This is a genomic window from Nonomuraea sp. H19 (genome assembly GCF_052068215.1).
GTDB lineage: Bacteria > Actinomycetota > Actinomycetes > Streptosporangiales > Streptosporangiaceae > Nonomuraea.
In genome coordinates this window covers 16,966-41,701 of sequence record NZ_JBQHCV010000044.1, presented here as the reverse complement: position 1 = coordinate 41,701, position 24,736 = coordinate 16,966, and the positions used below count along the sequence as shown (strand labels likewise).

At 70.5% G+C, this 24,736-nt stretch carries 20 protein-coding genes; 9 read left to right on the top strand and 11 right to left on the bottom strand.

Annotated features, from left to right (window positions below):
• Positions 1-17: 17 nt before the first annotated feature.
• Together ACTMTI_RS51890 and ACTMTI_RS51885 are read right to left on the bottom strand one after the other, a co-directional pair.
• Positions 18-602: a DUF2064 domain-containing protein gene (locus ACTMTI_RS51890; RefSeq protein ID WP_441128311.1), complete on the bottom strand. Its 585-nt coding sequence runs from the start codon at positions 600-602 to the stop codon at positions 18-20.
• A complete protein-coding gene (locus ACTMTI_RS51885) occupies positions 599-1,114 on the bottom strand; it encodes a M48 metallopeptidase family protein (RefSeq protein WP_441128310.1) in 516 nt (171 codons plus the stop codon). Before ACTMTI_RS51885 ends, ACTMTI_RS51890 begins: the two co-directional genes overlap by 4 nt.
• 514 nt (positions 1,115-1,628) lie before the next feature.
• On the opposite strand from ACTMTI_RS51885, the gene ACTMTI_RS51880 reads away from it, so the two are divergent.
• Both ACTMTI_RS51880 and ACTMTI_RS51875 read left to right on the top strand, forming a co-directional pair.
• Positions 1,629-3,155, top strand: a complete 1,527-nt coding sequence (locus ACTMTI_RS51880) for a ThiF family adenylyltransferase (RefSeq protein ID WP_441128309.1) — start codon at positions 1,629-1,631, stop codon at positions 3,153-3,155.
• A 62-nt stretch (positions 3,156-3,217) separates the two neighbouring features.
• Positions 3,218-4,552, top strand: coding sequence for an ABC1 kinase family protein (locus tag ACTMTI_RS51875; RefSeq protein ID WP_441128308.1), 1,335 nt, complete (start codon positions 3,218-3,220; stop codon positions 4,550-4,552).
• Between the two features lie 97 nt (positions 4,553-4,649).
• Here ACTMTI_RS51875 and ACTMTI_RS51870 read toward each other — a convergent pair whose 3' ends face one another.
• On the bottom strand, positions 4,650-5,279 hold the full coding sequence (locus ACTMTI_RS51870) for a TetR/AcrR family transcriptional regulator (RefSeq protein WP_441128307.1): 630 nt from the start codon (positions 5,277-5,279) through the stop codon (positions 4,650-4,652).
• Positions 5,280-5,346: 67 nt separating this feature from the next.
• Between ACTMTI_RS51870 and ACTMTI_RS51865 the strand changes: the two genes are divergently transcribed.
• Positions 5,347-5,937: a hypothetical protein gene (locus ACTMTI_RS51865; protein WP_441128306.1), complete on the top strand. Its 591-nt coding sequence runs from the start codon at positions 5,347-5,349 to the stop codon at positions 5,935-5,937.
• A gap of 100 nt (positions 5,938-6,037) precedes the next feature.
• Here ACTMTI_RS51865 and ACTMTI_RS51860 read toward each other — a convergent pair whose 3' ends face one another.
• The 5 genes from ACTMTI_RS51860 to ACTMTI_RS51840 form a co-directional block, all read right to left on the bottom strand.
• A complete protein-coding gene (locus ACTMTI_RS51860; RefSeq protein ID WP_441128305.1) occupies positions 6,038-6,202 on the bottom strand; it encodes a hypothetical protein in 165 nt (54 codons plus the stop codon).
• A 64-nt stretch (positions 6,203-6,266) separates the two neighbouring features.
• Positions 6,267-6,536 (bottom strand): WhiB family transcriptional regulator, encoded by a 270-nt coding sequence (locus ACTMTI_RS51855; RefSeq protein WP_043630546.1) that lies wholly within the window; start codon positions 6,534-6,536, stop codon positions 6,267-6,269.
• A gap of 129 nt (positions 6,537-6,665) precedes the next feature.
• Complete coding sequence (locus ACTMTI_RS51850; RefSeq protein ID WP_441128304.1) at positions 6,666-6,932, bottom strand: hypothetical protein; 267 nt, start codon at positions 6,930-6,932, stop codon at positions 6,666-6,668.
• A 283-nt stretch (positions 6,933-7,215) separates the two neighbouring features.
• Complete coding sequence (locus ACTMTI_RS51845) at positions 7,216-8,085, bottom strand: acyl-CoA thioesterase (protein ID WP_441128303.1); 870 nt, start codon at positions 8,083-8,085, stop codon at positions 7,216-7,218.
• A gap of 132 nt (positions 8,086-8,217) precedes the next feature.
• A complete protein-coding gene (locus ACTMTI_RS51840) occupies positions 8,218-10,254 on the bottom strand; it encodes an ATP-dependent DNA helicase UvrD2 (protein WP_441128321.1) in 2,037 nt (678 codons plus the stop codon).
• A gap of 154 nt (positions 10,255-10,408) precedes the next feature.
• Between ACTMTI_RS51840 and ACTMTI_RS51835 the strand changes: the two genes are divergently transcribed.
• Together ACTMTI_RS51835 and ACTMTI_RS51830 are read left to right on the top strand one after the other, a co-directional pair.
• Positions 10,409-11,314, top strand: a complete 906-nt coding sequence (locus ACTMTI_RS51835) for an alpha/beta hydrolase (RefSeq protein ID WP_441128302.1) — start codon at positions 10,409-10,411, stop codon at positions 11,312-11,314.
• Positions 11,315-11,385: 71 nt separating this feature from the next.
• Positions 11,386-11,637: a glutaredoxin family protein gene (locus ACTMTI_RS51830; protein WP_441128301.1), complete on the top strand. Its 252-nt coding sequence runs from the start codon at positions 11,386-11,388 to the stop codon at positions 11,635-11,637.
• 186 nt (positions 11,638-11,823) lie between these two features.
• Here the strand turns inward: ACTMTI_RS51830 and nudC are convergent, their stop codons facing one another.
• The gene (nudC, locus tag ACTMTI_RS51825; protein WP_441128300.1) at positions 11,824-12,798 is read right to left on the bottom strand and encodes an NAD(+) diphosphatase; all 975 of its coding nucleotides are present in this window, start codon (positions 12,796-12,798) and stop codon (positions 11,824-11,826) included.
• Positions 12,799-12,943: 145 nt separating this feature from the next.
• On the opposite strand from nudC, the gene ACTMTI_RS51820 reads away from it, so the two are divergent.
• From ACTMTI_RS51820 to ACTMTI_RS51805, 4 genes are read left to right on the top strand one after another with little or no spacing between them, the layout of a single operon-like run.
• A complete protein-coding gene (locus ACTMTI_RS51820; RefSeq protein ID WP_441128299.1) occupies positions 12,944-14,086 on the top strand; it encodes an ATP-grasp domain-containing protein in 1,143 nt (380 codons plus the stop codon).
• Positions 14,083-15,570 carry an IucA/IucC family protein gene (locus ACTMTI_RS51815; RefSeq protein ID WP_441128298.1) on the top strand — a complete coding sequence of 496 codons (1,488 nt, stop codon included), beginning with the start codon at positions 14,083-14,085 and terminating at the stop codon, positions 15,568-15,570. Before ACTMTI_RS51820 ends, ACTMTI_RS51815 begins: the two co-directional genes overlap by 4 nt.
• The gene (locus tag ACTMTI_RS51810) at positions 15,571-17,103 is read left to right on the top strand and encodes an IucA/IucC family protein (protein WP_441128297.1); all 1,533 of its coding nucleotides are present in this window, start codon (positions 15,571-15,573) and stop codon (positions 17,101-17,103) included.
• Positions 17,100-18,170 carry a type III PLP-dependent enzyme gene (locus ACTMTI_RS51805; protein ID WP_441128296.1) on the top strand — a complete coding sequence of 357 codons (1,071 nt, stop codon included), beginning with the start codon at positions 17,100-17,102 and terminating at the stop codon, positions 18,168-18,170. Before ACTMTI_RS51810 ends, ACTMTI_RS51805 begins: the two co-directional genes overlap by 4 nt.
• Here the strand turns inward: ACTMTI_RS51805 and ACTMTI_RS51800 are convergent.
• Positions 18,130-21,408 (bottom strand): ATP-dependent helicase, encoded by a 3,279-nt coding sequence (locus tag ACTMTI_RS51800; RefSeq protein ID WP_441128295.1) that lies wholly within the window; start codon positions 21,406-21,408, stop codon positions 18,130-18,132. The two genes, ACTMTI_RS51805 and ACTMTI_RS51800, sit on opposite strands and share 41 nt — an antisense overlap.
• Positions 21,402-24,563 (bottom strand): ATP-dependent helicase, encoded by a 3,162-nt coding sequence (locus ACTMTI_RS51795; RefSeq protein ID WP_441128294.1) that lies wholly within the window; start codon positions 24,561-24,563, stop codon positions 21,402-21,404. Before ACTMTI_RS51795 ends, ACTMTI_RS51800 begins: the two co-directional genes overlap by 7 nt.
• Positions 24,564-24,736: the final 173 nt, after the last annotated feature.

Sequence of the window (24,736 nt, the reverse complement as noted above, 5' to 3'; positions counted from 1 at the left end):
GCTCTGATGCGGCGGGTTCACCGCGCCCTGAGTAGTGCTCTGGTGTTGTCCCAGCCTTCCAGGCCGGGGTCCAGGCGTTCGACGTCCTCCGGCGTGCGCAGGCGATGCCAGCCCGGGGTGGTGGCGACTCGGCGCGGGCCTGGGGCCTGGGCGCGCAGCGTGGCCACCACATCCGCGTCGTCCAGGTCGGGGCCGGCCCAGCCCGGCGCGGGGAGCGTACAGGCCATCGCCACGGCGCCGCCGTTCTCCGCCGGGCAGATCGTGATCTCGGCCCTGCCCAGCTCCCTGAACAGCTTGCCGATCAGGAGGGGCGGCAGGTCGGGCGCGTCACCGCTGATCACGGCGGCCTGATCAGCCTTGAGACGGCCGAGGACGGCTTTAAGCGGTTCGTCGTCGGCTATCGCGATGACCTCGGTGCCAGGCCAGACGATCTCGTCCAGGCCCGGCACGCTGGTGATCAGGACCGGGGTGACCAGGTCGAGCCCCGCGACGATCTCGTACGTGTCCTCCGCGATCGCCAGGAGGAACTCCTCCGGATCGACGCCCGGCGGCGCCGCGTGTGCCATGTGCGAACGTACGAGAACCGCGGCGATGCGCGTCAACACTCCTCCGGTGCCGTGTTGGCCGCGGCGGAGAATCCCTCCAGGAACCCGCGGGCCCGCTCTGCCTTCGGATACTGTTCTACCAGCGCCCAGAACTGGGGGCCGTGGCTGGGCACGAGCAGGTGCACGAGCTCGTGGATGATCACGTAGTTGATGACCCACTCGGGCAGGCCTTTGAGCCGGGTGGAAATCCTGATCGTGCCGTTCTCCGGGGTGCACGAGCCCCAGCGGTGCTGCTGGTTGTCGACCCATCGCACGCTCACGGGATCCGGCTTGCCGCCGAGGTATCTCGCCGACAGCTCCTTCGCCCGCTCCAGCAGGGCCTCGTCGGTCGGCCGTCGCCGGCGCTCTTTGGCGGCCAGCCGATCCAGCATGCGGCTCACCCATTCATCCGCGTCTTCACCGCTCAGCCAGGCGGGCAGGAGCACGATGGTCTTGTCGCCGTCGCGGTAGGCGGAAACCGTACGCCGGCGACGAGAACTGCGACGAACCTCGACTGTCTCGGGGGGCACATATGCACGGTAGCCGAGACTGACGAAATTCCACAGAGGGTGGACGTTGTTTCTGCTGGTCAGATGATTAAGAGCCGGTGAATTTGGGCACACGCCTTTCCCGATGCGCGGCCAGGCCCTCCAGCAGGCCGGACGACACCAAGGTCACCAGGCGTGCCGGGGATTCCCACCTCAGCGCGGCTTCCAGGTCTTGATGGTCTTGGTTCCGGGCTAGTTTGGTGAGCTTTGCGGCAATGGAGGCGTTCTGGGCGATCTTCCGGCGACCGACTTCACTTCTGGGAGCGGGTCATTGTTTGGGAAAGATTGATTTACCCGACCTTTATCCGCGACCCTCGCGCCCGGCCGCGCGCGGCCTGTCAGGAGCATGCCTCAGCCAGTCCCGCCCTTCTGGGGAGGAGGTACGTATACGAGGTCGCATGGGCTTCGTCCACAGCCACTGCCGCCCGTCGAAGTTATCCACAGCCCCCGCGGAACCGCCTCGGGATCTTGCTCCGGCATGACAACCTCTCCCGCCATGAGGCCACGTGTGAAGCCCGCCCTCCGGCGCATCCTGCGCGACGAGCAGACCCTGCAATACGGCGTGCATCCGCTCCGCGCCGTCGTGCTGACCGGCCTGACCCGATCCGTCCGGCGGTGGATCGAGGGCCTTGACGGCACCCGCGACCTGGACCACGTCCTGGACGCGGCGCGCGCCGCGGGTCTCGACGAGTTCCGCGCCCGGTCCCTGCTCGACCAGCTCGCCGCGCAAGGCGCCCTCCACGACGCCGCCACCAGCCCGGCGCCACTGCGCGACCTCACGCTGGCTGAGCGAGACCGGCTGAGACCGGACCTCGACGCCCTGGATCTCGCCTCGGCCACTCCGGAGGGCGGCATCGGGCTGCTGGCCCGCCGTCGGCAGGCCCGGGTGCGGGTCTATGGGGCGGGGCGGGTGGGGGCGCAGATCGTCGCGCTCCTGGCGGCCGGCGGGGTGGGCCGCATCCGGGTGATCGACTCGGGTCGCGTCCGGCCGAGCGACATCACCCCTGGAGGGCTGACGTGGTCGGAGGTGGGGCTGACGCGCGAGGCGGGCGCGGTGGCGGTGGCCAGGAGGATCACCTCCGGCGGGCACGCGCCCGGTGCGCCTGCGAACGCCGGGAACGCCGCCGCGGTAAGCGCCCCTGGGGCACAGCCGACGGCCATGCGCAAGGGAAAGGGAGCTCAGCAGACGACCGCACGGAACGAGACGCGAGCACAGGAGACCGCCGCCGCACGGAACCGCGACGGAGGGCGGCCCGCCACCGGGCAGACCGACACCGGAGGACGACCCGCCGTCAGACAGACAGACGCGAGAGGCCGCCCCACCGTGGGGCAGACCGGCGCCGGAGAACGGCCCACCGTCAGACGGACCGGCGACGGAGGACGGCAGGCGGATAGACGGGCGGCTGCTGGGCGGACAGGCCCCGAAGGGGCGGGGGCATCGGCGAAGCCGGCCCCGAGACAAGCAGCAAGGGGAGACGGGTTCGGTGCCGGTGCGGAGGAGTTGGTCAGGCCGTCGGCTGAGGTGTTGGCAGGTGGGCCGTACCTCGGGGACAAGTCCGAGCGACCCGATCTCGTCATCATCGCGCCGGTGGGCCCGCAGAACGGGGTGCTGGCCAACGAGCTCAACTCCCTGGGCATCCCCCACCTGCTGGCGGCCGCCTTCGAAGGCCATGGGATGGTCGGGCCGCTGGTGCTGCCCGGCGAGACGGCGTGCCTGCACTGCCTCGATCTGACCCGTCGCGACTATGACGCCGCCTGGCCGATCGTCACCGCGAGGCTGGGCGGCTATCCGCCGGGGGAGATCGCCTGCGACACGACGCTCGCGACCCTGGTCGCCGCCGAAGCCACGGGTCATGCGCTTGCTCATCTGGACGGCAGGGAGTCGGCTGTGACCAACGGCACAATGGACGTTACGCCTGATTGGCGGTGGCATAGGCAGTCGTGGAGCATGCACCCGCAATGTCGTTGTATGCGAAACAATCCTTATTCGCTAAGAATGGTCATGTCACCCAACCGCGACTGACGTGCCAGGGACGACGACGAAGGGGGGGAAGCGGCATCTCCACCGAGGTTCCGCGCATCAGTGTGAGCGATCTTCCGCGCCGGGCGGTCACGCGCTCCGCCAAGCTGGCCACCCTTCCCCTCGGGTTCGCCGGTCGCGCCGCATGGGGACTGGGCAAGCGTCTTGGCGGCAAGTCCGCCGAGATCGTGGCGCAGGAGGTTCAGCAGCGTACCGCCGAGCAGGTCTTCAAGGTGCTGGGCGAGCTCAAGGGCGGCGCGATGAAGGTCGGGCAGGCGCTGTCGATCTTCGAGGCGGCGCTTCCGCAGGAGATCGTCGGCCCCTACCGCGCAACCCTGACCAAGCTGCAGGACGCCGCTCCCCCGCTCCCGGTGTCCACCGTCCACAAGGTGCTCACCGAGCAATTGGGCGACGACTGGCGGGAGAATTTCCTCTCGTTCGACGACCAGCCGACCGCCGCCGCCTCGATCGGGCAGGTCCACAAGGCTGTGTGGCACGACGGCCGGGAGGTGGCGGTCAAGATCCAATACCCGGGGGCTGGCAAGGCCCTGCTCGGTGACTTCGCCCAGCTGGCCCGCCTGGGCAAGGTGTTCGGCGTGCTGCTGCCCGGCCTCGACATGAAGGCCGTGCTGTCGGAGCTGCGCGAGCGGGTCGCCGAGGAGCTCGACTACCTCCGCGAGGCTCAGGCGCAGCATGCTTTCGCCCTCCAGTTCGACGGCGATCCGGACTTCCATGTCCCCGACGTGGTCGCGGCGAACGAAATGGTGCTGGTCACCGAGTGGATGGACGGCACCCCGCTGTCGCGCGTCATCGCCGAGGGCGCCAAAGAGCAACGCGACCGAGCCGGCCTGCTCTTCGTCCGTTTCCTTTTCTGCTCGCCGGCGCGGGTGGGGATGCTCCACGCCGACCCGCATCCGGGCAACTTCCGTATGCTGCCCAACGGCAAGCTCGGTGTGCTGGACTTCGGCGCGGTCAACCGCATGCCCGACGGTTATCCCAAGGTGTTCGGGCAGCTGATGCGCATCTTCAACCAGGGCAACATGGAAGCCGTCGTGGGGGGCCTGCGCCAGGAGGGCTTCATCCGCCCGGACATCGAGATCGATCCCGATGCGCTGCGGGCCTTCCTCGCCCCGTACGTGGAGCCGACGGCGGTGGAGGAGTTCACGTTCAGCCGGGAGTGGCTCCAGGCGCAGGCCGCCAGCGTCGCGGACCTCCGCTCCAACAACGTGGTGCGGCAACTCAACCTCCCGGCGTCGTACGTCCTCATCCACCGGGTCCACGCGGCGGGCATCGGCGTCCTCTGCCAACTGGGAACCACGGCCCGCTTCCGCGACGAAGTGCTCCGCTGGGTCCCCGGTTTCGCCGACGATCCCAACGACGAGCCCCTGGCCATCGGCTAGCCCCGACTTCGTTGCGAAGACGTCGCTCCGATGATGAAATCCGGCGATGGCTCGGCTGCTGGGCGGGCAACGCCGCAGGCGGGCAGCGGGACGTGCGCTAGGCGAGCCCCGACAGCAGGGCGTTGACGCCGTCGGCGAGTACGCGTTCGCCTTCCTCCCGCGAGTTCAGGAACCAGCCAGGAAGCGGGCTGCGGAGTGAGCAGGTGAGCTCAATGCTGACGATGCCATGGATCGTGGCCCACACCAGGTAGGCCGCGCGTACGGGGTCGCTCGATCGGATGAGGCCGGCTTCGGCCGCCACCGAGGTGGCCGAGGTGAGCAGGGTGAACGTCAGGGCGAGGGCGTCGTGGCGCTGTTCGGGGGACGGGTCGAAGTCGGGGAGCGGCCGCTCGAACATCAGGGCGTAGAGAGCGGGGTCCGACAGCGCGAACTTCCGGTAGCCGTGCGCCACCGCCATGATGCGAACCAGCGGGTCGCCGTGGCCGTTCACTGACGTGGTCATCGCCTCGTGGAGGAGGCTGAAGCCGTACCGGTAGATCGCTTCCAGGAGGCCGGCGCGGCCGCCGAAGCAGGTGTAGATGCCCATCGTGCTGATTCCGGCGGCGTCTGCCACGCGACGGAGGGTCAGGTGGAGCGCTCCGTCCTCGCGCAGGACGCGCAGGGCCGCATCGAGCAGGTCCTGGCGCACCGCGCCGAGTTCTTTCGGGATGCTTACGTCTCTCGGCACTCTCTCACCATATCCGGCGATAACAAGCATCATAACGAGTGTTATCGCAGAGAAGGGACGTACCAAGATGCGGATCTATCGGGTAGCGGCGGCGGCGGGGTTCATCTGTGCCGTGCTGCTTGTGGTCAACTCCTCCAGACGGGCGGGGTTCCTGCCGGAGACGGCTCTCACACACGCCATCGCGCCGTTCGGCGCCCTCACGGGCTTACTCGCGATCACGGGGATCTACCTGCTCATTCGTGGCACGGCAGGCAGCCTCGGACTCGTCGGCTACGTGCTCAACTCGGCGGGGCTGGCCGGGGCGTTCGCGATCGAGTTCATCCTGCACTTCGTCTTTCCGTACCTCGACGCCGGCACGGTGAGCGGGTTGCTGACCGGGGGCACCGGGCGGGCGTTCCTGGTCACGTCGGTCGTCCTGGTGATCGGGGTGCTGGCGTTCAGCGCGGCGGCGATCCGGAGCAGGGCGATGCCTGCTCTGGGCGTGACGCTGTATGCGGCGGGGATGCTCCCCGGGTCGCTGCGGAATGCGGTGCCGTTGCCGGTCTACCTGCTCGGGCTGGTGGTCGCCGGGGTGGGGGTCGCCTGGATGGCGGCGCGGCTCTGGTCCGCCGAAGAGGAAATCGCCGTCGCCCATCCGATAGGGAGGCCCGCCATCTAGCGGTTCCCCGTCTTGCAAAGGGAAGAGCCGGGCGCTGGGTTGCGCCCGGCTCTTGCTGGTTCTCATAGGAGATCCTGCGCCGGCGGCAGGATCTCCGTCATCAGAACTGCCGGCTCAAGGCGGCACGAAGGCGGTCGTTCGCCCTCTTGACCTCTCGCCGCGCCCGCTGCACGCGACTGACGCGCAGCACGAGGCGTTGCTCCTCCGCCTCGCGGTGGAGGGTATGTATTCGGTCATTCACCAGCTCATGAAACAGATCCGGCACGGCGTGACTCCTCGTCGAATGAACGTTCATTGGTCCTTCGCTTTCTTGCTAGAGATCTGGTGTTTCAGGCAGCGACCGGGTGCTTGCGGGGACGCCCGCGCGGACGCTTGCGGGGAACGACGGTTCCCCGGAGGATCAGTTCGCCGCCCCAGACGCCCCACGGCTCCTCGCGCTCGAGCGCGCGGTCCAGGCAGGCCTTCTGGATCGGGCAGCCGCCGCAGAGCGCCTTAGCGAACTCCACGTCCTCCGGCGACTCGGCGAACCACAGGTCAGGGTCGGTACGACAGGGGATCTTGGCTTCGTCGATCAGGTCCATGATCGTCTTGGCCCCCATCTGCTTCTCCTTTTGATCGATCTTTTTGATCTTGGTCGGGCACCTCGTGGGTGGTCGGAATCACGGGCAAATAAATAAGGCCGCGGATCCTGTGTGCGGATCCGCGGCCTGGAGGCTGTTGTGTGCCGGTCAGGTTATGACCGGTACATCCCTCCAGGGTTGCGGACCGCACAGTCCACCCTTGGTGAGCTGGTTGGCCGGCAGTTCGATACGCGCGTGGTAGACAGGAGCCCCTTGCGCAACGGCGCCGAAGTGGTTGCGCGCGTAGTAAGCGGCGGCGGCCTGGCTACGGGCAGACTTCTCCTGCCGCAGTCTGGCCGGCCCATCGACGAGCCTCACCACGTCACGGCATGCGGAAGCGAGCCACTTCGTGGCCGACATCTCGATGCTGATCACGGGGCTCACCTCCACTCTTCGGATCGTCGGAACAGGAGTGTCCGACTCGCTTGACCATGACCCTAAACCGGAAAGCCGGGGCCGGGCAACATATTTTCTACCTGCGATTTCGTGACAATAAACCGCCGCAGGTAGCGGCTTCGCGCCTGCGGAATTCGTGTCCGGCGGCCTGTCGCAGGTTGCGGAGTCCGCCCCTACTGGGCCCCGTCCAGTGGGCTACCGCAGGCTACGGAGTCTTCTCCGGCAGTCCGCCGCGTCCAGCGGCCTGCCGCGTAGTCCGGTCTTACTTGGTCGGGCGGATCATGGCCTCCTGGACGACCGAGACCACGAGATCGCCCGAGGTGGTGAACATCTCACCGCGCGCCAGTCCGCGAGCCCCCGCCGACCATGGGGACTGCTGAGCATAGAGCAGCCAGTCGTCGGCCCTGAAGGGCCCGTGGAACCACATGGCGTGATCCAGCGAGGCGCCCATGATGTTGGAGGCGCCCCAGGCCATGCCGTGCGCCAGCAGTATCGTGTCGACCAGCGTGAAGTCGGAGGCGTACGCGGCGAGCACCACGTGCAGGAGCGGGTCGTCGGGCAGCTCGGCGTCGTAGCGGAACCACACGTTGGTCTGGGCGCTGCGCAGCTCGGGATTCTGGTGCGCCTCCCAGGTCAGCGGCGAGGCGTATCGCGCGTCGACCGGACGCGGGCGCGACAGCCAGTCGCGGAAGTCCGGGTTGTCGCCGACCAGCTCGTACATCTTGCCCTGGAACGTGGGCAGCGTCCCGGGATCCGGCACGGAGGGCATCACGGACGCCTGGTGCGCCACGCCCTCTTCGACGATGTGGAACGACGCCGACATCGTGAAGATCGCCTTGCCGTGCTGGACCGCGACGACCCTGCGGGTGGTGAACGAACGTCCGTCGCGCACCCGCTCCACGTTGTAGACGATCGGGATCGAAGGGTCGCCTGGGCGGATGAAGTAGGCGTGGAGGGAGTGCACGTTGCGGTCCTTGGGCACCGTACGGCCGGCCGCGACCAGGGCCTGGGCCGCCACCTGACCGCCGAAGACCCGCTGGATGCGCTCCTCCGGGCTCCTTCCCCGGAAGATGTCCAGCTCGATCTGCTCCAGGTCGAGCAGGTCGAGCAGCTCCTTCAGCGCCTCGTTCACGGGTCCGTCCCCCTTGTGCTCAGCCGGTCCTTGGACAAGTGTGACGTGCCGCCCATTTCCTACCAAAGGCGGCCCAGCTCTGTCCGATAATTCCTTGTCGCAGTTTCGGGTCTGTAACGAGCGCACAAGCCATTAAGAGGTGCGACAGAGGGAGAGGACGGCTTCGCCGTACCGGTCGATCTTCACCCGGCCGATCCCCGCGATCGACAGCAGCTCCTGCTCGGTCGTGGGCGCCCGTTCGGCGATCGCCTGCAGCGTCACGTCCGTGAAGACGACGTACGGCGGAATCTTGGCCTCCTTGGCCGTCGCCGTGCGCCAGGCCTTCAGCCGCTCCAGCAGCGCCTCGTCGTAGTCCGCCGGGCAGGTGGCGCAGCGGCCCAGCTTCTGCTCGGCGGCCGCCGACAGCGTCTTCTCGCAGACCCGGCAGCTCACGGGCGTGGCGACGGCACGGCGCTCGCGAGTCGACGGCGTCATGCGGGGCGGGGCGGAGACGCGGCCGGTGAGACCGTCGAGGAAGCGGGACGGTCGGCGGCTCTTGCGGCCGCCCGGGGCGCGGGCGAGCGCCCAGGAGAGCGAGAGGTGCTCGCGGGCCCGAGTGACGCCCACGTAGAGGAGGCGGCGCTCCTCCTCGATCTGCTCGGGGGTCTCGGCGTAGATGATCGGGAGCATGCCGTCGGTGAGGCCGACGAGGAACACCGCATCCCACTCCAGGCCCTTCGCGGCGTGCAGAGAGGCGAGGGTGACGCCCTCCACCGGCGGGGCGTGCTGCTCGGAGGCCCGGCGCTCCAGCTCGGCCACGAGCGCGGGCAGGTCGGCCCCTTCTGCCGCCATGTCCTCGGCCAGATCGGCCAGGGCCTTGAGCGACTCCCACTTCTCCCTGGCCTTGCCGCCACCGGGCGGAGACGGGGTCAGGCCGATGCCGGTGAGGATGTGGTGCACCTCCGAAGCCAGCGGCTCGCCGGTGGCCGAACGGGCGGCGCCGCGCAGCAGGACGACCGCCTGGCGCACTTCGGGGCGTTCGAAGAAGCGCTCCGCCCCGCGCAGCACGTAGGAGATCTCGGCTTTGGACAGGGCTTCCTCGTAGGACGCCGACTGGGAGTTGACCCGGAACAAGACCGCGATCTCGCGCGCGGGCACGCCCTTGTCGAGCAGCTTCCTGATCGCGCGGGCGACCCCGGCGGCCTCGGCGGGCTCGTCGTCGTAGTCGGTGAACACCGGCTTGGGGCCGTCCGGGCGCTGGGCGACCAGCGCCATGCGGTGCGGCGACCGGCTTTTGGCGATCACCAGGTTGGCCAGGTCGACCACCTGCGGGGTGGAGCGGTAGTCGCGCACCAGCTTGATGACGGCGGCCTGCGGGTGCTCCACCGCGAACCCGGTCAGGTAGCGCGGGCTCGCGCCGGTGAAGGAGTAGATCGTCTGGTTGGGGTCGCCGACCACGCAGATGTCGTCGCGGCCGCCGAGCCAGGTGTCGAGCAGCAGCTTCTGCAGCGGGTTGACGTCCTGGTATTCGTCGACCACGAAATAGCGGTATTGCTGGCGGATCTGCGCCGCGACCTCCTTGTGCTCGGTCATCACGGCCGCGGTCAGCTCCAGGATGGTCTCGAAGTCGACCAGGTGGCGTTCGCGCCTGAGCTGCTCGTAGCCGTCGTAGAGCCGGGCCACTTCCTCGGCGGGGGTGGGCGGCGTGCGGTGGTGCTTGGCCGCGGCGGCCACGTAGTCCTCCGGGGCGACCTGGCTGACCTTGGCCCACTCGATCTCGGAGGCGATGTCGCGCAGCTCCGACCGGTCCGGGCTCTTGCGGAGCCGGCGGCAGGCCTCCCCGAGCACCGGCAGCTTCGACTCGATGACCGACGGCGCCTCGCCGCCGATCACCCGCGGCCAGAAGTAGGTGAGCTGGCGCAGCGCGGCGGCGTGGAAGGTGCGGGCCTGCACGCCGGGCGCCCCGAGCGCGCGCAGCCGCTGCCGCAGCTCCCCGGCCGCGCGGGTGGTGAACGTCACAGCGAGCACGCTCTGCGCGTCGACCACCCCGCTGCGCACCGCATGCGCGATGCGGTGGGTGATCGCCCTCGTCTTGCCCGTGCCGGCGCCGGCCAGCACGCACACGGGACCGCGCACGGCCTCGGCCACCTCGCGCTGCTCAGGGTCGAGCCCGGCCAGGACGTCGTCCACGTTGTTCACCCGTTCATCATCCCAGTACTGGCGCCCAAGCACTTTATTCTGGCAACATGCGGGCCGTCGTATGTTCTTGTCGGCTCGGAGATGCAAAGAACTGGTCTCTTCCCCCACAATGGGGCCGACCATCTGCATGGGGGAAAGGAAGGCCGTGCGAAGTGCGGTTTACGTGGGCGCTCTCGCGCTCGCAGCCGTTGTGCTCACCCCCGTCGCCGCGACCGCGACGACGAAGGAGCCGACACCCGCCCCGACGGTGAGCAACCCGGTGGGCCCCGACGGAATCGGCGGCTTGAGCACGGAGACCATCGCTTACGGCTCACACAAGCGCCAGCAGATGGACATCGTGTGGACTGGCGACGGCATGCAGCGGCCGGGCGTCTTCCTCATCCACGGCGGCTGGTGGTCGAGCGGCGACAAGAAGTACATGAGGGAGATCACCCGCAGCTACGCCGAGCTCGGCTACACGGTCTTCAACCTCAACTATCGCCTGTCCGGCGACGCGGCCTGGCCCGCGCAGCGCACCGACGCCCTGACCGCGGTCGCGATGGCTCGCAAGCACGCCGACAGGTGGGCGTTCGACCCCAACAACTACGTGGTGGTCGGCTTCTCCGCGGGCGGCCACATCGCGGCGGCCGTGGGCACCTACGGCGACGGCATCGCCGGTCTCAAGGGCGTGGTCGGCCTGTCGCCGATCATCTCACCGCTGCGGGCCTACTCCGACGGCGAGAACACCACCGACCCCAACAAGCGCAAGCTCCGCACGGCCGCTATCCGCCTGGCCGGCGGCTGCGCGCCCAAGGGCAAGTGCTCGCGGGTCTGGGCCAGCATGGAGGTGGCCTGGCACGCCAGCAGCCACGACGCGCCGATGCTGACCATCCACTCGCAGGACGAGTTCGTGCCGCCGGCGCAGAGCCAGCTGCTCAAGCAGATGCTCGGCCAAGTGGGCGTGCCCGTGACGGTCGTCACCCAGCCGGGTGTCAACCACAGTGCGCCCCTCTACCGGGAGCCGGGCGTGGCCGAGCGCGTGCAGGCCTGGATCGCCGAGCGCATCGGGTAGGGATTAACCGGACATTCCGCGTTGTTGCACCAAGCGCCTCATTTTCCTTGACCTTGGAGGGATCCCCCGACATGGCGCTCACCGTCTACAGCACCACCTGGTGCGGTCCATGTAAGCGGCTCAAGGCCCAGCTGGCCCGCGAAGGCATCCGCTTCGACGAGGTCGACATCGAACGCGACCCGTCCGCGGCCGAGTTCGTGATGAGCGTCAACAACGGCAACCAGACCGTGCCCACCGTGGTGATCGACACTCCGAACGGTCGCGTGGTGCGGACGAACCCCTCCGTGATGGAGGTCAAGGTCCTGCTGGAGAGCGCTGCCTGATTTCTTGAGTACGACACGAGCCCCTGGCGGGAAGCCGGGGGCTCGTGGGGTTTGCATGGCCGCGACGACCTGGGTGCTAAGGTCACCCAGGTCGTCGATCAGTGGGCGTGGGCGTCGATGACGTTCGTCTTCATCTCCTGCGTGTGCTTCATCATCGCCTGCGCGTGGCGCGAGATCGCCGCCGATCTACCAGTCTCCCGACAGTTGACCGCCGTACCACGTCTCGATGAGGCGGCGGGCGATCGAGACCGGTGGCGGCAGGCGTACCTCTCCTGACTCCAGTGCCGCCGTCAACTCCTCACGGGAGAACCAGCGGGCCTCGGCGATCTCCTCGGCGTCGGGGCGGAGCGTCGTGGTGACCGCGTCGGTGAAGAAGCCGAGCATGAGGCTGCGGGGGAAGGGCCACGGCTGGCTGCCGAGGTAGCGGGGGTTGGCGACGGTGATGCCGACCTCCTCGGCCACCTCGCGGACGACGGCGTGCTCCAGCGACTCCCCCGGCTCGACGAATCCCGCCAGGATCGACAGCCGGCCCTCTGGCCACTGCGGGCCGCGGGCGAGGAGGCAGCGGTCGGCGTCATCGCGCACCAGCATGATCACCGCGGGGTCGACGCGGGGGAAGTGCTGGCTGGAGTCCTGCGGGCAGACGCGGATGTGGCCGCCGGCCTCCACCTTGGTGCGGCTCCCGCAGCGCGGGCAGTATTCGTGGGTCGTGTGCCAGGCCTCGAGCGCCACCGCGTAGACCAGCAGGCCCGCGTCGCGGTCGCCCAGCAGGCCGCCCACCTGGCGCAGCCCCGCCGGCACCACCTGGCCGTCCGGGGTGTCGCGCAGGCTCATCGGCATGGTCACCCGGCCGTTGACGTCGCCCTTCGGCATCCCCGGCAGCGGCGCGGCCACCGCGAAGTAGGCGACGCCGTTCTCGACGCCCAGCAGGTAGCGCTCGCCCGGCGGCGACTGCGCCGGAGTGTAGAGCTCCGCCCTGACCTCGTCGCCGACCCGCCGCACCAGCGTGTGACCGTTGTCGATCACGAGGACCCGGCTCGTCGGGTCCTGCCACGCCCGTTCGAGCCACTGGCCGTTGCCTCGCAGTGCCGACGACCTGTCGATGGTGCCCCGTGCGAGGAGCAGCGGTCCGATCAGTTGTTCTTCCGCGCTCACTTCCACGGGCCCACCCTTCCCAAATCCCATGTCATCCTATGACCTCGCAGTTAGCCGCCGATTAAGGCATCCAGGCCACGGGGTGATCTCCCGAGCGGTAAGATCGGCGAGTTAGGTAAGCCTTACCTGATTCCCCGGGGGTGCGTTCGCGTTGCGGCTCTACTTGACCGCGCTGAAGCCGACCGATTCCGTGACGGACGGCTTCCTGCCCGCGGCTCACGCGCTGGGCTGTGAGGTGACGATCCTGACGGACCGGCCGGAGCGGCATCCGCGCGCGGTGGCCTGCGACGTGCGTGACCCGCGTGCGCTGATCGACACCATCGAGCATCTCGGCAGGCCGGACGCCATCTTCTCCAACTCTGACCACTTGCAGGCGGAGACCGCGCTGGCCGCGTCGTATTTCGGACTGCCGGGCAAGGACTGGCGGGCGTGCGTGGCCGCCAAGAACAAGTTCCTGATGCGTCGCAAGCTCCTCGAGGCCGGGATCGAGCAGGTCAGGTCGGTACGGCTCGCGCCCGGCGACCCGGTGCCGGAGGGCCTGCCCCATCCGGTCGTGGTGAAACCTCGGGAGGGCGTGGCCAGCGAGGACGTCATCCTCGTCGAGCGCGACCTCGCCGGGGCCGTGGCCGCGGTCAGGAAGCGGCGGCCTGGCGAGGCGGTGGTCGTGGAGGAATACCTCGAAGGGCCGCTGCGGACGCTGGAAACCCTGGGGGACGGGAGCGAGACGCGGGTACTGGGCGGGTTCGAGACGACTTTGGGGCCGTTGCCGTACTTCGTCGAGGAGCGGCTGGACTGGGCACCGCCATCGGATGGGGCGCGGGAGCACGTGCTGGGGGCGCTGCGGGCGCTCGGGGCCGGGTTCGGGGCCTGTCACACCGAATACGTCCTGACCGCCGGCGGGCCGCGGATCGTCGAGGTGAACTACCGGGTGATCGGGGACCACTGCGATTTCCTGCTGGGGGACGTGCTCGGGGTGCCGTTGTTCGAGTGGATCCTGCGGGTGCATCTCGGCGAGCGCCTGCCGCCGACGCCCGCCCTTTCGGGGTACGGCACCGCGGTAAGCGTGGTCGCCGACCGGGCGGGGACGGTCAAGGTCGCGCCCGAGAGCGAGTTCGTGATTCGCGGCGACGTGCGGTTGTGGCATCGGCCGCTCCGGGCCGTGGGCGATGTGGTGTCGCTCACCCATACGAACCGGGACTATCTGGGCGTCATCCGGGCTGCCGGGCCTGATCGGCGGCGCGTGGACGCGGCCGTCGAGGACTACCGGGCCTCGCGGCCGTGGGTGATCGAATGAGCGATCGGGAGGCTTATCTCGCCGCCCGGGTGCTGGACGCTCTGCTGCGCGAGGATTACGGTGGCCTGTCCGCGCGCGTCACCAGGACCAAGGACGGCGTGGGGATGCTGCTCGCGGACGGGCGGTGGGTGCGGCTGGCGCCCGGCCTGCTGTTCCAGGACTTCGTGGTCGCGGAGGACGAGCGATTGGGGTTGGAGCAGGTGCTGGAGACCCTGGTCGAGGTGGCGGACCCGGCGGACGCGGAAGGGGTGGCGGCGTTCTTCGAAGAGTGTCTCGCCACGTTGTCCGCGTTGGAGCTGCATGACGCGCATGCGGGCGAGGTGCTTCGGCGGCGGCCCTCTTACGAGACGTTGGCCGCGTTCGTGGATCATCCGGTTTATCCGACTTCTCGGGCGCGGTTGGGGTTGGCGGAGGGTGAGTTGGCGGCCTATGCGCCGGAGTTCGCGCCCTCTTTCGAGTTGCGGTGGGCGGTGGTGCCGCGCCGAGCGCTCGCGCCGGGCTCCGCCGTACAGCTCCCGGCCGACGTGGCGCCCTCATGGCAGGTCGGGCCGGGCGAGGCGCTGTTCCCGGTGCATCCGCTCGCCGTTGACGAGGTGCGGAAGGTCGACGGGGTTCGAGTGCTGGACGAGGCCCGGATGACCGTGCGGCCCACGCTCTCGATGCGGACCGTTGAGATCGACGCCCGTACCCATCTGAAGCTGCCGCTCCCGATCAGCACCCTCGGCGTGCGGAACCGGCGCTCGATCAAGCCGGGCACGCTGGCCGACGGCGCCAGGGCCGAGCTGCTGTTGCGCGAACTGGTCGATCCCGGCGTGCTGCTGGCCGACGAGCAGACCTATGCGCAGGCCGGGCACGAGTATCTCGCGTGGATGGTCAGGCGGCTGCCCGAAGGCAAGATCGTGCCGGTCGCCGCCCTCAACGCGCCCGGCGTGCTCGCGGAGCTTGGTGACGTCGTTCCCGGTTATCTGCGGCTGCTGCTGCGGTGGAACGTGCGGCTGTTCGTGCGCTACGGCGTCGCCCTGGAGGCGCACCAGCAGAATCTCGCCCTGGTCTTCCAGGACGATGGCATGAAGCTGCTGGTCAAGGACAACGACGGGCTGCTGGCGTCGCCGGCGAGGTTGCGTGCGGCCGGGATCGACGTACCCGAGTTCTCGGACGGGCGGATGCTGAGCGACGATCCGCACGCGCTGGCCGACGTGTTCGTGACCATCACGCTGCACCTGGCCGCCGCGGCCGTGGCGTTCGGGGCGCTGCCGCCCGCGACGGCCGCCGCGCTGCTGCGCGACACGCTGGCCGAGGCCCTCGACGAGTACGGCGACGACCCCATGGCCAGGCTCCTGCGCGCCAGGACCCTGGACGCGGCCAGGCTGACCGGCAAGTCCATGGTCACGGCCGGGACGCTCGTCGCCAAGGAACGCTCCGGCGCGCGCGACATCAACAAGTACTACGGCACCAGCGGGCCCAACTATCTGAGGAGAGCTTGAATGCCTGGACTGGCCATCGACGCGCCCTCCGCCCTGGCCGAGGAGGCGACGCTGGCGGCCCTGCTGCGCTGCTGCGTGCGGGAGGTGGCCGGACCGCGCGGCCTGGTGTGGCCGGCGCCGCCGTACCTGCTGCTGCGGGTGGCGGGCACGCTGCTGCGGGCCCGCACGTACGGCGGCGCGGCACTGCGCTTCGACGGCCCTCCCGAGCGTCTGAAAGGCGGCGCCTGGCAGCCGCTGACGACGGATGAGCTGATCCTGCTGATCGAGACCGACCTGCAGGGGCACAACGGCGAGTTCGCCGGGCAGGTGGCGGCGAGCAGGGCGGCCATGGCCGCGATCCTGCGGGCCAGGGCCGAGGCCGAGCCTCCCGCCGATCCGTGGCTGGCCTCGGAGCAGGCGCTGGTGTACGGGCACCCGTTCCACCCGAGCCCGAAGGCGCGCGGCGGTGACGGCTGGCTGCGGTACGCGCCGGAGGCGCACGCCGACTTCCCCGTCAGGCTGCTCGGCGTGCGCGAGGACGTGCTGGCCGAGGACGGCGACGTGGCGGCGCTGGACGGCCTGGGACGGGCGCCCGAGGGGTATCGGCTGCTGCCGGCGCATCCGTGGCAGCTCGAGCTCCTGCGGCCCGCGTTCGGGGGCGAGCTGATCGACCTCGGGCCCGGGCCGGTCGCGATGCCCACCTCGTCGGTGCGGACGGTGTACGTCCCCGATGCGGAGGTCTGCCTGAAGTTCTCCCTGGACATACGGATCACGAACTGCGTGCGCAAGAACGCGTGGTACGAGCTCGCCGGAGCCGTCGAGCTCACCTCACGCCTCACGCCCATGTTCGCCGAAACGGCGGTCAGGCATCCGGCCACCCGCTGGCTCCCCGAGCCCGGCCATCGCTCCGCCGCTCTCGGCACCCGGCTCCACGAGGGCCTGGGCGTGATCGTCCGGCAGAGCCCGTGGGCCGCCTGCTCCCCCGGCGTGACCCCGATGCTGGCCGCCGCCCTGGCCCTGGACGCCCCGGCCGCGGAGCCGCTGGCGTGGTGGTCGGCGTACGTGTCGGCGGTGGCGCTGCCGGTGCTGGAGCTGTATTTCACGCACGGCGTCGTACTGGAGCCCCATCTGCAGAACGTCCTGGTCGGCCTGGACGCGTCCGGGATGCCCGCGGAGGCCGTCTTCCGGGACCTGGAGGGCACCAAGCTGGTCGCCGGGCGGCATGATCTCGACGGTCTCCACCCCGAGGTCGCCAGGGCGCTCACGTACGACGCCGAGCGGGGCTGGGCCAGGGTCGTCTACTGCCTGCTCGTCAACCATCTCACCGAGATCGCCGCCGCGGTGGCCGGGCCGGACGACGAGCTGCTGCGCGAGCTGTGGCGGATCGCCCGCGACCTGCTCGCCAAGGAAGCCGCCGAGCTCGGCTGGCCGCTGCCCCTGTCGGACCTGCTGGCCGGCGCCCCGCTGCCGGCCAAGGCGAACCTGGGGGTGCGCTGGGCCAGGGCGGCCGATCGCGCGGCCGGATACGTCCCGATCGCGAACCCGCTCGCATGATGTCCCCACGCGTTCTGGACGCCGCACAGAGCCTGTCCGAGGCCCCCGCCTATCTCTACGATCTCCCGGCCTTGGAGACGCATGTCGCGGCCGTACGGCGGGCGCTGGAGGGCGTCGAGCTCTACTACGCGGTCAAGGCCAATCCGGACGCCGAGCTGCTGCGCGTGCTGGCCGGGCACGTGGACGGGTTCGAGGTGTCGTCGGGGGGCGAGCACGCGCACGTGACCGGCCTGTTCCCGGGCATGCCGGTGGCGCTGGGCGGTCCCGGCAAGACCGACGCGGAGCTGCGCCTGCCGCACCACCGCATCCACGTCGAGTCCCCGTACGAGCTGCGCCGCCTCCTCGCCACCGGGCTGGAGGCCGACGTGCTGCTCCGGCTCAACCCCGATCTGCCGGTCGAGGGCGCGGCGCTGACGATGAGCGGCCCGTTCGGCATGGACGAAGCGGGCGTGGCGGAGTGCCTGCCGCTGTTCGGCCGCCGGGTACGGCTGCGCGGCCTGCACACCCACCTGGCCAGCGGCCTGGCCGCCGACCAGTTGCTGAAGCTGGCCGGGACGCTGCTGGACAACGAGTACGACGAGGTCAACCTGGGCGGGGGCATGGCGGTGTCGTACGGCTCGCCGGAGTCCAGGTTCGACTGGGCCGCGTACGGCGCCGGGCTGGCGAGGCTGCGACGCGGCCGGCGGCTGCGGATCGAGCCGGGGCGGGCGCTGACGGCGTACTGCGGCTATTACGTGACCAGGGTCGTGGACGTGAAGCGGGTGCGCGGCGAGGCGTACGCGATCGTGCTGGGCGGCACCCACCACCTGCGTACTCCGGTGACCAAGGGCCACGACCAGCCCTTCACGATCCTCCCCACGGGGTCCGGCCCGGGTGTGGCCGACGAACCGATCACGTTCGTCGGCCAGCTATGCACGCCAAAAGACGTTTTCGCCCGAAAAGTCGTGACCTCGGCACGCGTGGGGGACACCGTCGTCTTCGAGATGGCCGGGGCCTATGCCTGGAACATCTCGCATCACGACTTCCTCATGCATTCGAAGCCGGCCTTCCACTATCTGCGAGCTTGACGCTCTCGATGAGCGCGACCAGGCCGTCGGCGTCGAGCAGGTTCACCGGGCGGACGGTGCGGTTCGCCCGCACGTAGTGGAAGGCCGCCCGCACCTTCTCCAGCGGCACGCCGGCCAGGTGCGCCCAGGCCAGCCGGTACGCCGCCAGCTGCACGGTCGCCGCCTTGGCCGCCTTGCCCTTCGGCGGCTGCCCGGTCTTCCAGTCGACGACCTCGTAGCCGCCGTCGGGCAGCTCGAACACGGCGTCCATCCGCCCGCGCACCAGCCGGTCGCCGATCATGGTCTCGAACGGCACCTCCAGGTCGAGCGGCCGCCGATCGGCCCACTCGCTCTCCTCGAACCGCTCCTGCAGCTCCGCCAGGCGCACGTCGGCCTCTTCGAGCTCGTCGTACAGCTCGAAGTCGTCGATCAGCCGCTGCTGGTCCCACCGCGTCTCCAGCCACTTGTGGAAGGAGGTGCCGCGGCGGGCCAGCGGCGCGGGCTTGACCGGGACCGGGCGGCGGATCCTGCGGGCCAGCTCGCGGGGGTCGGCGGCGAGCGTGACCAGCGACGACACGGTCAGCTTGGCGGGCAGCTCGACGATCGTGGCGGGCCTGCGGCGATGCAGCTCGCGCTCGCGCAGCAGCAGGTCCGTGTCGCGTTCCCAGGCCCGGAGCCGCTCCTCCTCGTACGCCCGCAGCGGCTCGTCCTCCTCGGCCGGGATCAGCGTCCCCGCCAGCGCGTCCTCGACCAGCCGGGCACCGTCGAGCACGGACTCGTAACGCAGGCCCTCGGGCGTGACCGGCCAGGGGGCCTCGGCGGGCTCGGCGAGCAGCGGGTTCGTGGCGCCTTCCGCCAGGTCGCCGGCCCAGAACGCGACGCGGTCGGCGGTGTCGCGGATCTCCAGCAGGAATTCCGACGGCTCCAAAGGCTTGGTGGCGGTGCCCCAGCGGTAGCCGGAGGCGATCAGGTGGTAGTGGGCGCGGGTCACGGCCACGTACGCCAGGCGGCGCTCCTCCATCAGGTCGCGCTCGCGGCACTGCTCGTCGAAGACGGCCAGCTCCTCCTTGCTCAGCCCGCCCAGCCTGGGCAGGTCGGCGGCGTCGCCGCGCAGCGGGTAGGGCAGCTTGCGCGGGTTCTCCGTCCACCGGCCGTTCATCACCGGCGTGGCGGGGAACATGCTGCCGGTCGCGATCGTCCCCTTCGAGCTGACCAGCTGCGACAACCCGGGCACGACCACGATCGGCCACTCCAGGCCCTTCGAGGCGTGCACGGTCATCAGCTTGACGCTGTTGCTCTCGCCGACCCGGCCGGCCTCGAGACCGAACTCCTCGCTCTCCGCCGCCTGCAGGTAGGCCAGGAACGCCCCCAGCGTCGGATCCTCGGCGTCGCCCGCGAACCTGGCGGCCGCGTCGAGGAACGCGTCGAGGTCGGCCCGGGCCGCGAACGCGCTCGCCGTACCGCTGCGCGCGGCCACCTCGATGTCCAGGCCCAGCCGGCGCTCCACTTCGGTGATCAGGTCGGGCAGCGGCTGCGCGGTGTGCGCCCTGAGCTGGCGCAGCTCGTGGGCGAGCGCGACGAGCCTGGTGCGGGCCAGCGGCGAGAACGACTCCAGCCACTCCTGCCTGTCGGGCAGCTCGTCCAGCGCGTCCACCAGGCTGCCGCGCTCCTCGGCCAGGTCGGCCACCACCTGGTCGAGCGGGTCCTCGACGCGGCCGCTCTCGCTCAGCTCGCGGGCCAGCTCCCTGGCGTGCTCGCCCAGCACCCGCAGGTCGGCGGGGCCGATCCGCCAGCGCGGCCCGGCCAGCAGCCTGGCCAGCGCGTCGCCGGCGGTCGCGTCGTAGAGGACGCGGAGGGTGGCGACGATGTCGTTCACCTCCGGCACGGTCAGCAGGCCGCCGAGCCCGACGACCTCGACCGGGATGTCGCGGTCTTCGAGCGCCCTGCGCAGGGCCGGGAACTGCGACCGCTTGCGGGCCAGGATGGCGACGTCCTGGGGCTGGATGGCGAGGGTCTTCTTGCGTTCCTTCTCGCCCCAGGGCAGGCCGTCGGGGGCGACCTCCTGGCCGAGGATCTTGGCGATGCCGTCGGCGATCCATTTCGCCTCGTCCTCGGCGGTCTCGTGGAAGGCGCAGGTCACGCGACCCCGGTCGACGCGGTTCTGGCCGGGGACGAGGACGGGGACCTCGCGGGCTTCCATGCGGAGCGGGAGCTGGACGCGGGCGGCGACGTCGAGGACGCGGTCGGCGTTGCGGAAGCTGACGCTGAGCTGGCGGACGGGGGCCGGGTCACCCGCACTGGTCCGGAAATCTCGGGAAAAACGGCGAAGGTTGCCTGCGGAGGCGCCGCGCCAGCCGTAGATCGACTGGCAGGGGTCGCCGACGGCGGTGACCGGGTGGCCGCCGCCGTACAGGGAGCGGAGCAGGACGAGCTGGGCGTGGCTGGTGTCCTGGTATTCGTCGAGCAGCACCACCGCGAAGCGGGAACGCTCGATCTCGCCCACTTCCTTGTGGTTGGCGGCGATCCTGGCGGCCAGCGACATCTGGTCGCCGTAGTCGATGACCTCGCGACTGCGCTTGAGCCGCTCGTACGCCTCCACCAGCGGCAGCAGCTGCTCCCGCGCCGCGTGGACGCTGAGCGGCCGTCTTTGCGCGAGCGTCGTGCGACCGGCGAGCAGGGCGTGCCGATCCCGCAGCCACTCCCCCACCCGCCGCACGTCGGCGGCGGTGCGCAGGTGCTCCGACAGCTCTCCGGCGAGCTCCAGCACGGCGGCCGTGACCGACGGCGGGCCCAGCTCGATCTTGTCCATCGGCCCGTCGTACATCGCCACCACCCGCGAGGCGAGCTGCCACGACACGGCCGGGGTGACCAGGCGCATCGTGGGCTCCAGCCCTTCGCGCAGCGCGTGGTCGGTGACCAGGCGGGAGGCGTAGGCGTGATAGGTGGAGACGGCCGGCTCGTTGTCGAGCGCGCCCGGCTCGACCAGGCCCGCCTCGGCCAGCCCGTTGAGCCGCTCCCTGACCCTGGTGGCCAGCTCGGCCGCGGCCTTGCGGGTGAAGGTCAGGCCCAGGACGTTCTCCGGTTTGACGAGGCCGTTGGCGACCAGCCAGACCACCCGCCCGGCCATGGTCTCGCTCTTGCCGGAGCCCGCGCCGGCCATGACGACCATCGGCTCCAGCGCCGACTCGATGACCGTGGCCTGTTCGTTGGTGGGTGGCAGGATGCCGAGCTTGCCGGCGAGTTCGGCGGGGGTCAGCACACCTGGCCCCCGTTGTCGTTGACCGGGCAGCTCGCCCGCGCCGCGCAGGTGCGGCAGCCGTCGTTGACCTTGGCCTGGAAGAACGGCCCCGACATGCCGGTCGCCACGGTGTCGACCAGGTCCCCGGCCCAGCCCGGGTTCTTGTCCTCCGCCAGCGCGCCCTGCTGCTGCTCCAGCGCGGCGTTCTTGCCGCCGGCCTTGCCGAGCTGGACCAGCGCGGCCCCGCCTGGCTCGGTCATGCCGTGCCGGGCGAAGGCGCCCAGCAGCGCGGCGAGCTGGTAGACGCCGAGCTGCGGGTGACGGTCGAGCTCGCCGGCCTTCGGCTTGGAGCCGCCGGTCTTGAGGTCGATGATCACGGCCCGGCCGTCGGCGTCGCGCTCCACGCGGTCCACCCGGCCCTTGATCTGCACGCCCTCCGAGACCGTCGCGGTGAACGACTCCTCCAGGGCGACCAGCTCGCGCGGATTCTCCTCGTGCCAGCGCAGGAACTTGCCGATCATCTGCTCGGCGACCTGGCGCTGCTTGCGGTTGTACCAGGCGCCGCCGAAGTCGAGCTCGTGCCAGATCTGGTCGAGCCGCTCGCCCAGCAGGTCCTCGCTGGGCAGGTCGGTGGCCGCCAGCACGGCCAGGGCGTGGATGACGTTGCCCAGGCCCTGCGCGGTGCTGGTGCCCGCGGCGCCGACCGCCGTCTCCAGGAGCCAGCGCAGGCCGCATTTGGTGAAGCTCTCGACCGCCGACGGGGAGATGCTGACGATGCCGTCGGGCCAGCTCAGTGGGCGGTCGTCGGAGATGGGCGTGAGGGCGTACCAGTCGTTGGGGTGGGCGCCCTGGACGCCGGCGGCGGCGAGGCGGGCGAGCTGCTGCGCGGCCTTCTGCCGGACTTTCGGGGTTCTGGTGGGATCGGTCACCGCGCTGCGGAGGTCAGCGACCAGGGCGGACATGTTCAGCCAGCGGGCCCGGTCGTCCATCGTGGCCGGCTCCACGGCGCCCGGCATCAGCTCCGACAGGAACCTGGACGGGCGCTCGTCGGTGTCCTCGCCGCCCACCGCGGTCACCACGAGCCTGCGCCTGGCCCTGGTGGCGGCCACGTAGAACAGCCTGCGTTCCTCGGCCAGCAGCTTGGAGGCCAGCGAGGCGGCGTTCGGCCGGCTGCCCTCGACCACCTCGACGAGGTCCTCCACGCCCAGCATCGACCCGCGCAGCCGCAGGTCCGGCCAGACTCCTTCCTGTACGCCGGCGACGACCACGACGTCCCATTCGAGGCCCTTGGAGCGGTGGGCGGTCAGCACGCGTACGGCGTCGCCGTCGGGCGCGCGGTCGGCCAGCGTGTCGCCGGGGATCTCCTGGGCCGCCAGATCGTCGAGGAACACCTCGGGACCCGCCTTCGGCATGCGGTCCACGAACTTGGCGGCCTGATCGAACAGGGCCACTGCCGCGTCCAGGTCGCGGTCGGCCTGCGCGCCCCTGGGGCCGCCCGACAGGCTCAGCTCGGTCCAGCGCTCGGCCAGGCCGCTGGCGTGCCACACGGCCCACAGGAGGTCCTCGGCGGTGCCCTGCTCGCGTACGGACTCCTTGGCGACCGCGAGCAGCTTGGCGACGCGTTCGGCGGGCAGGGCGACGTGGGGCTCGACGCGGGTGAGCTCGCGCACGTCCCGTACGGCGGCGACCAGCAGCTCTCCGGACGAACGCGCGTCGCCGTCGGAGGCCTCGTTCTCGGCGATCTTGAGGGCGCGGCGGAGGCGGCGTACCCCGATCATGTCGGTGCCGCCGAGCGGGCCGGTCAGCAGCTCCTCGGCCACCCCCTCGTCGAGGTGGGCGGGGTCGAGCGCCACCTTGAGCATGGTGAGCAGCGGTCGCACGCCCGGCTCCTGGGCGATCGGGACCTCATCGCCCGCGATCATCGTCGGCACCCCGGCGTTGGTCAGCGCCCGGCGCAGCAACGGCACCTGCCGCCTGGCCGAGCGCACCAGCACCGCCATCCGGTGCCACGGCACCCCCTCGATCAGGTGGGCCCGCCGCAGCGTGTCGGCCACGATCGCGGCCTCCTGGCTGGTGCTGTCGGCCAGCAGCACGCGTACGTCGCCATCCGGGGTGTCCGGCAGCGGGACCAGGTCGCGGTGGCCGTGCGCGTTCTGCGGCATGGGGGCGGCCGGAAGGCGGGCGGCGACCCGGCGGGAGGCCTCCAGCAGGGCGGCTCCGCTCCTGCGGCACACGCGCAGCGCCAGCACCGGCGCGTCCCGGCCGGCGCGGGTCCTGAACCGCTCGGGGAAGCGCATGATGCCGTGCACGTCGGCACCCCTGAACCCGTAGATCGACTGGTCCGGGTCGCCCACCGCGATCAGGTCGCGCCCGTCGCCGGCGAGGTGGGTGAGCAGGGCCTCCTGCGCCGGGTCGGTGTCCTGGTATTCGTCCACGAAGACGACGTCGTGCGCGGCCCGCTCGCGCTCGCGCACGTCGGGGTCGGCGAGCAGCGCGGAGGCGGCGCCGATCAGCTCGGCGTAGTCGTAGGTCTCCTCCGGGTCGAGGTCGAACCTGTCCTGGTAGCGCTCGGCGAACCGGCCCGCCGCCACCCAGTCGCTCCTGCCGTGCAGCCTGCCGAGCGCGACCAGCCGCTCACCGTCGAGCCCGCGCTCGTTGGCCCTCGACAGGAAGTCGCGTAGCTCCTCGGCGAACCCGCGGGTCTTGAGCGGCTCGCGCAGCGACACCGGCCAGTCGAGTGCGCCGTTCTCCAGCTCGCCGTGCAGCAGCCGGCGGATCTCCAGCAACTGCTCCGGGCCCGTGAGCAGCCTGGGCGGGGCCTTGCCCGCCAGGATCGACTCGCGGCGCAGGAGGGCGTACGCGTAGGAGTGGAAGGTCAGGGCCAGCGGGGTGCGGGTGGTGCGGCGCAGGCGTCCGGTGACGCGCTGGCGCAGCTCCTCGGCGGCCTTGCGGCTGAAGGTGAGGATGAGCACCCGCTCGGGATCCAGGCCGCGCCGCTCGATCCGGTCGACCACGCTCTCCACGATCGTGGTGGTCTTACCGGTGCCCGGACCTGCGAGGACGAGGAGGGGCCCGCTCTGGTGTTCGACCACGGCACGCTGGTGCTCGTCCAGCACAGGGGGCGCAACAGGGCCGCTGTTGCCACGCCGTACCAACCGCCAGGTCTGACCACTCACAGCACTAGATTCCACCAGACCACAGAGGTAGATCGTGCCGACTTGCCCGGTCTCCCCACGCGATCCGCCTACCGTACCGGGGCAAATACCGGCTTTTTCGACGACACGCCGCTCTGACGCCGCCCGACATCGCACGATATATCTTGACTTGACACTCACGCGACATATCGTGT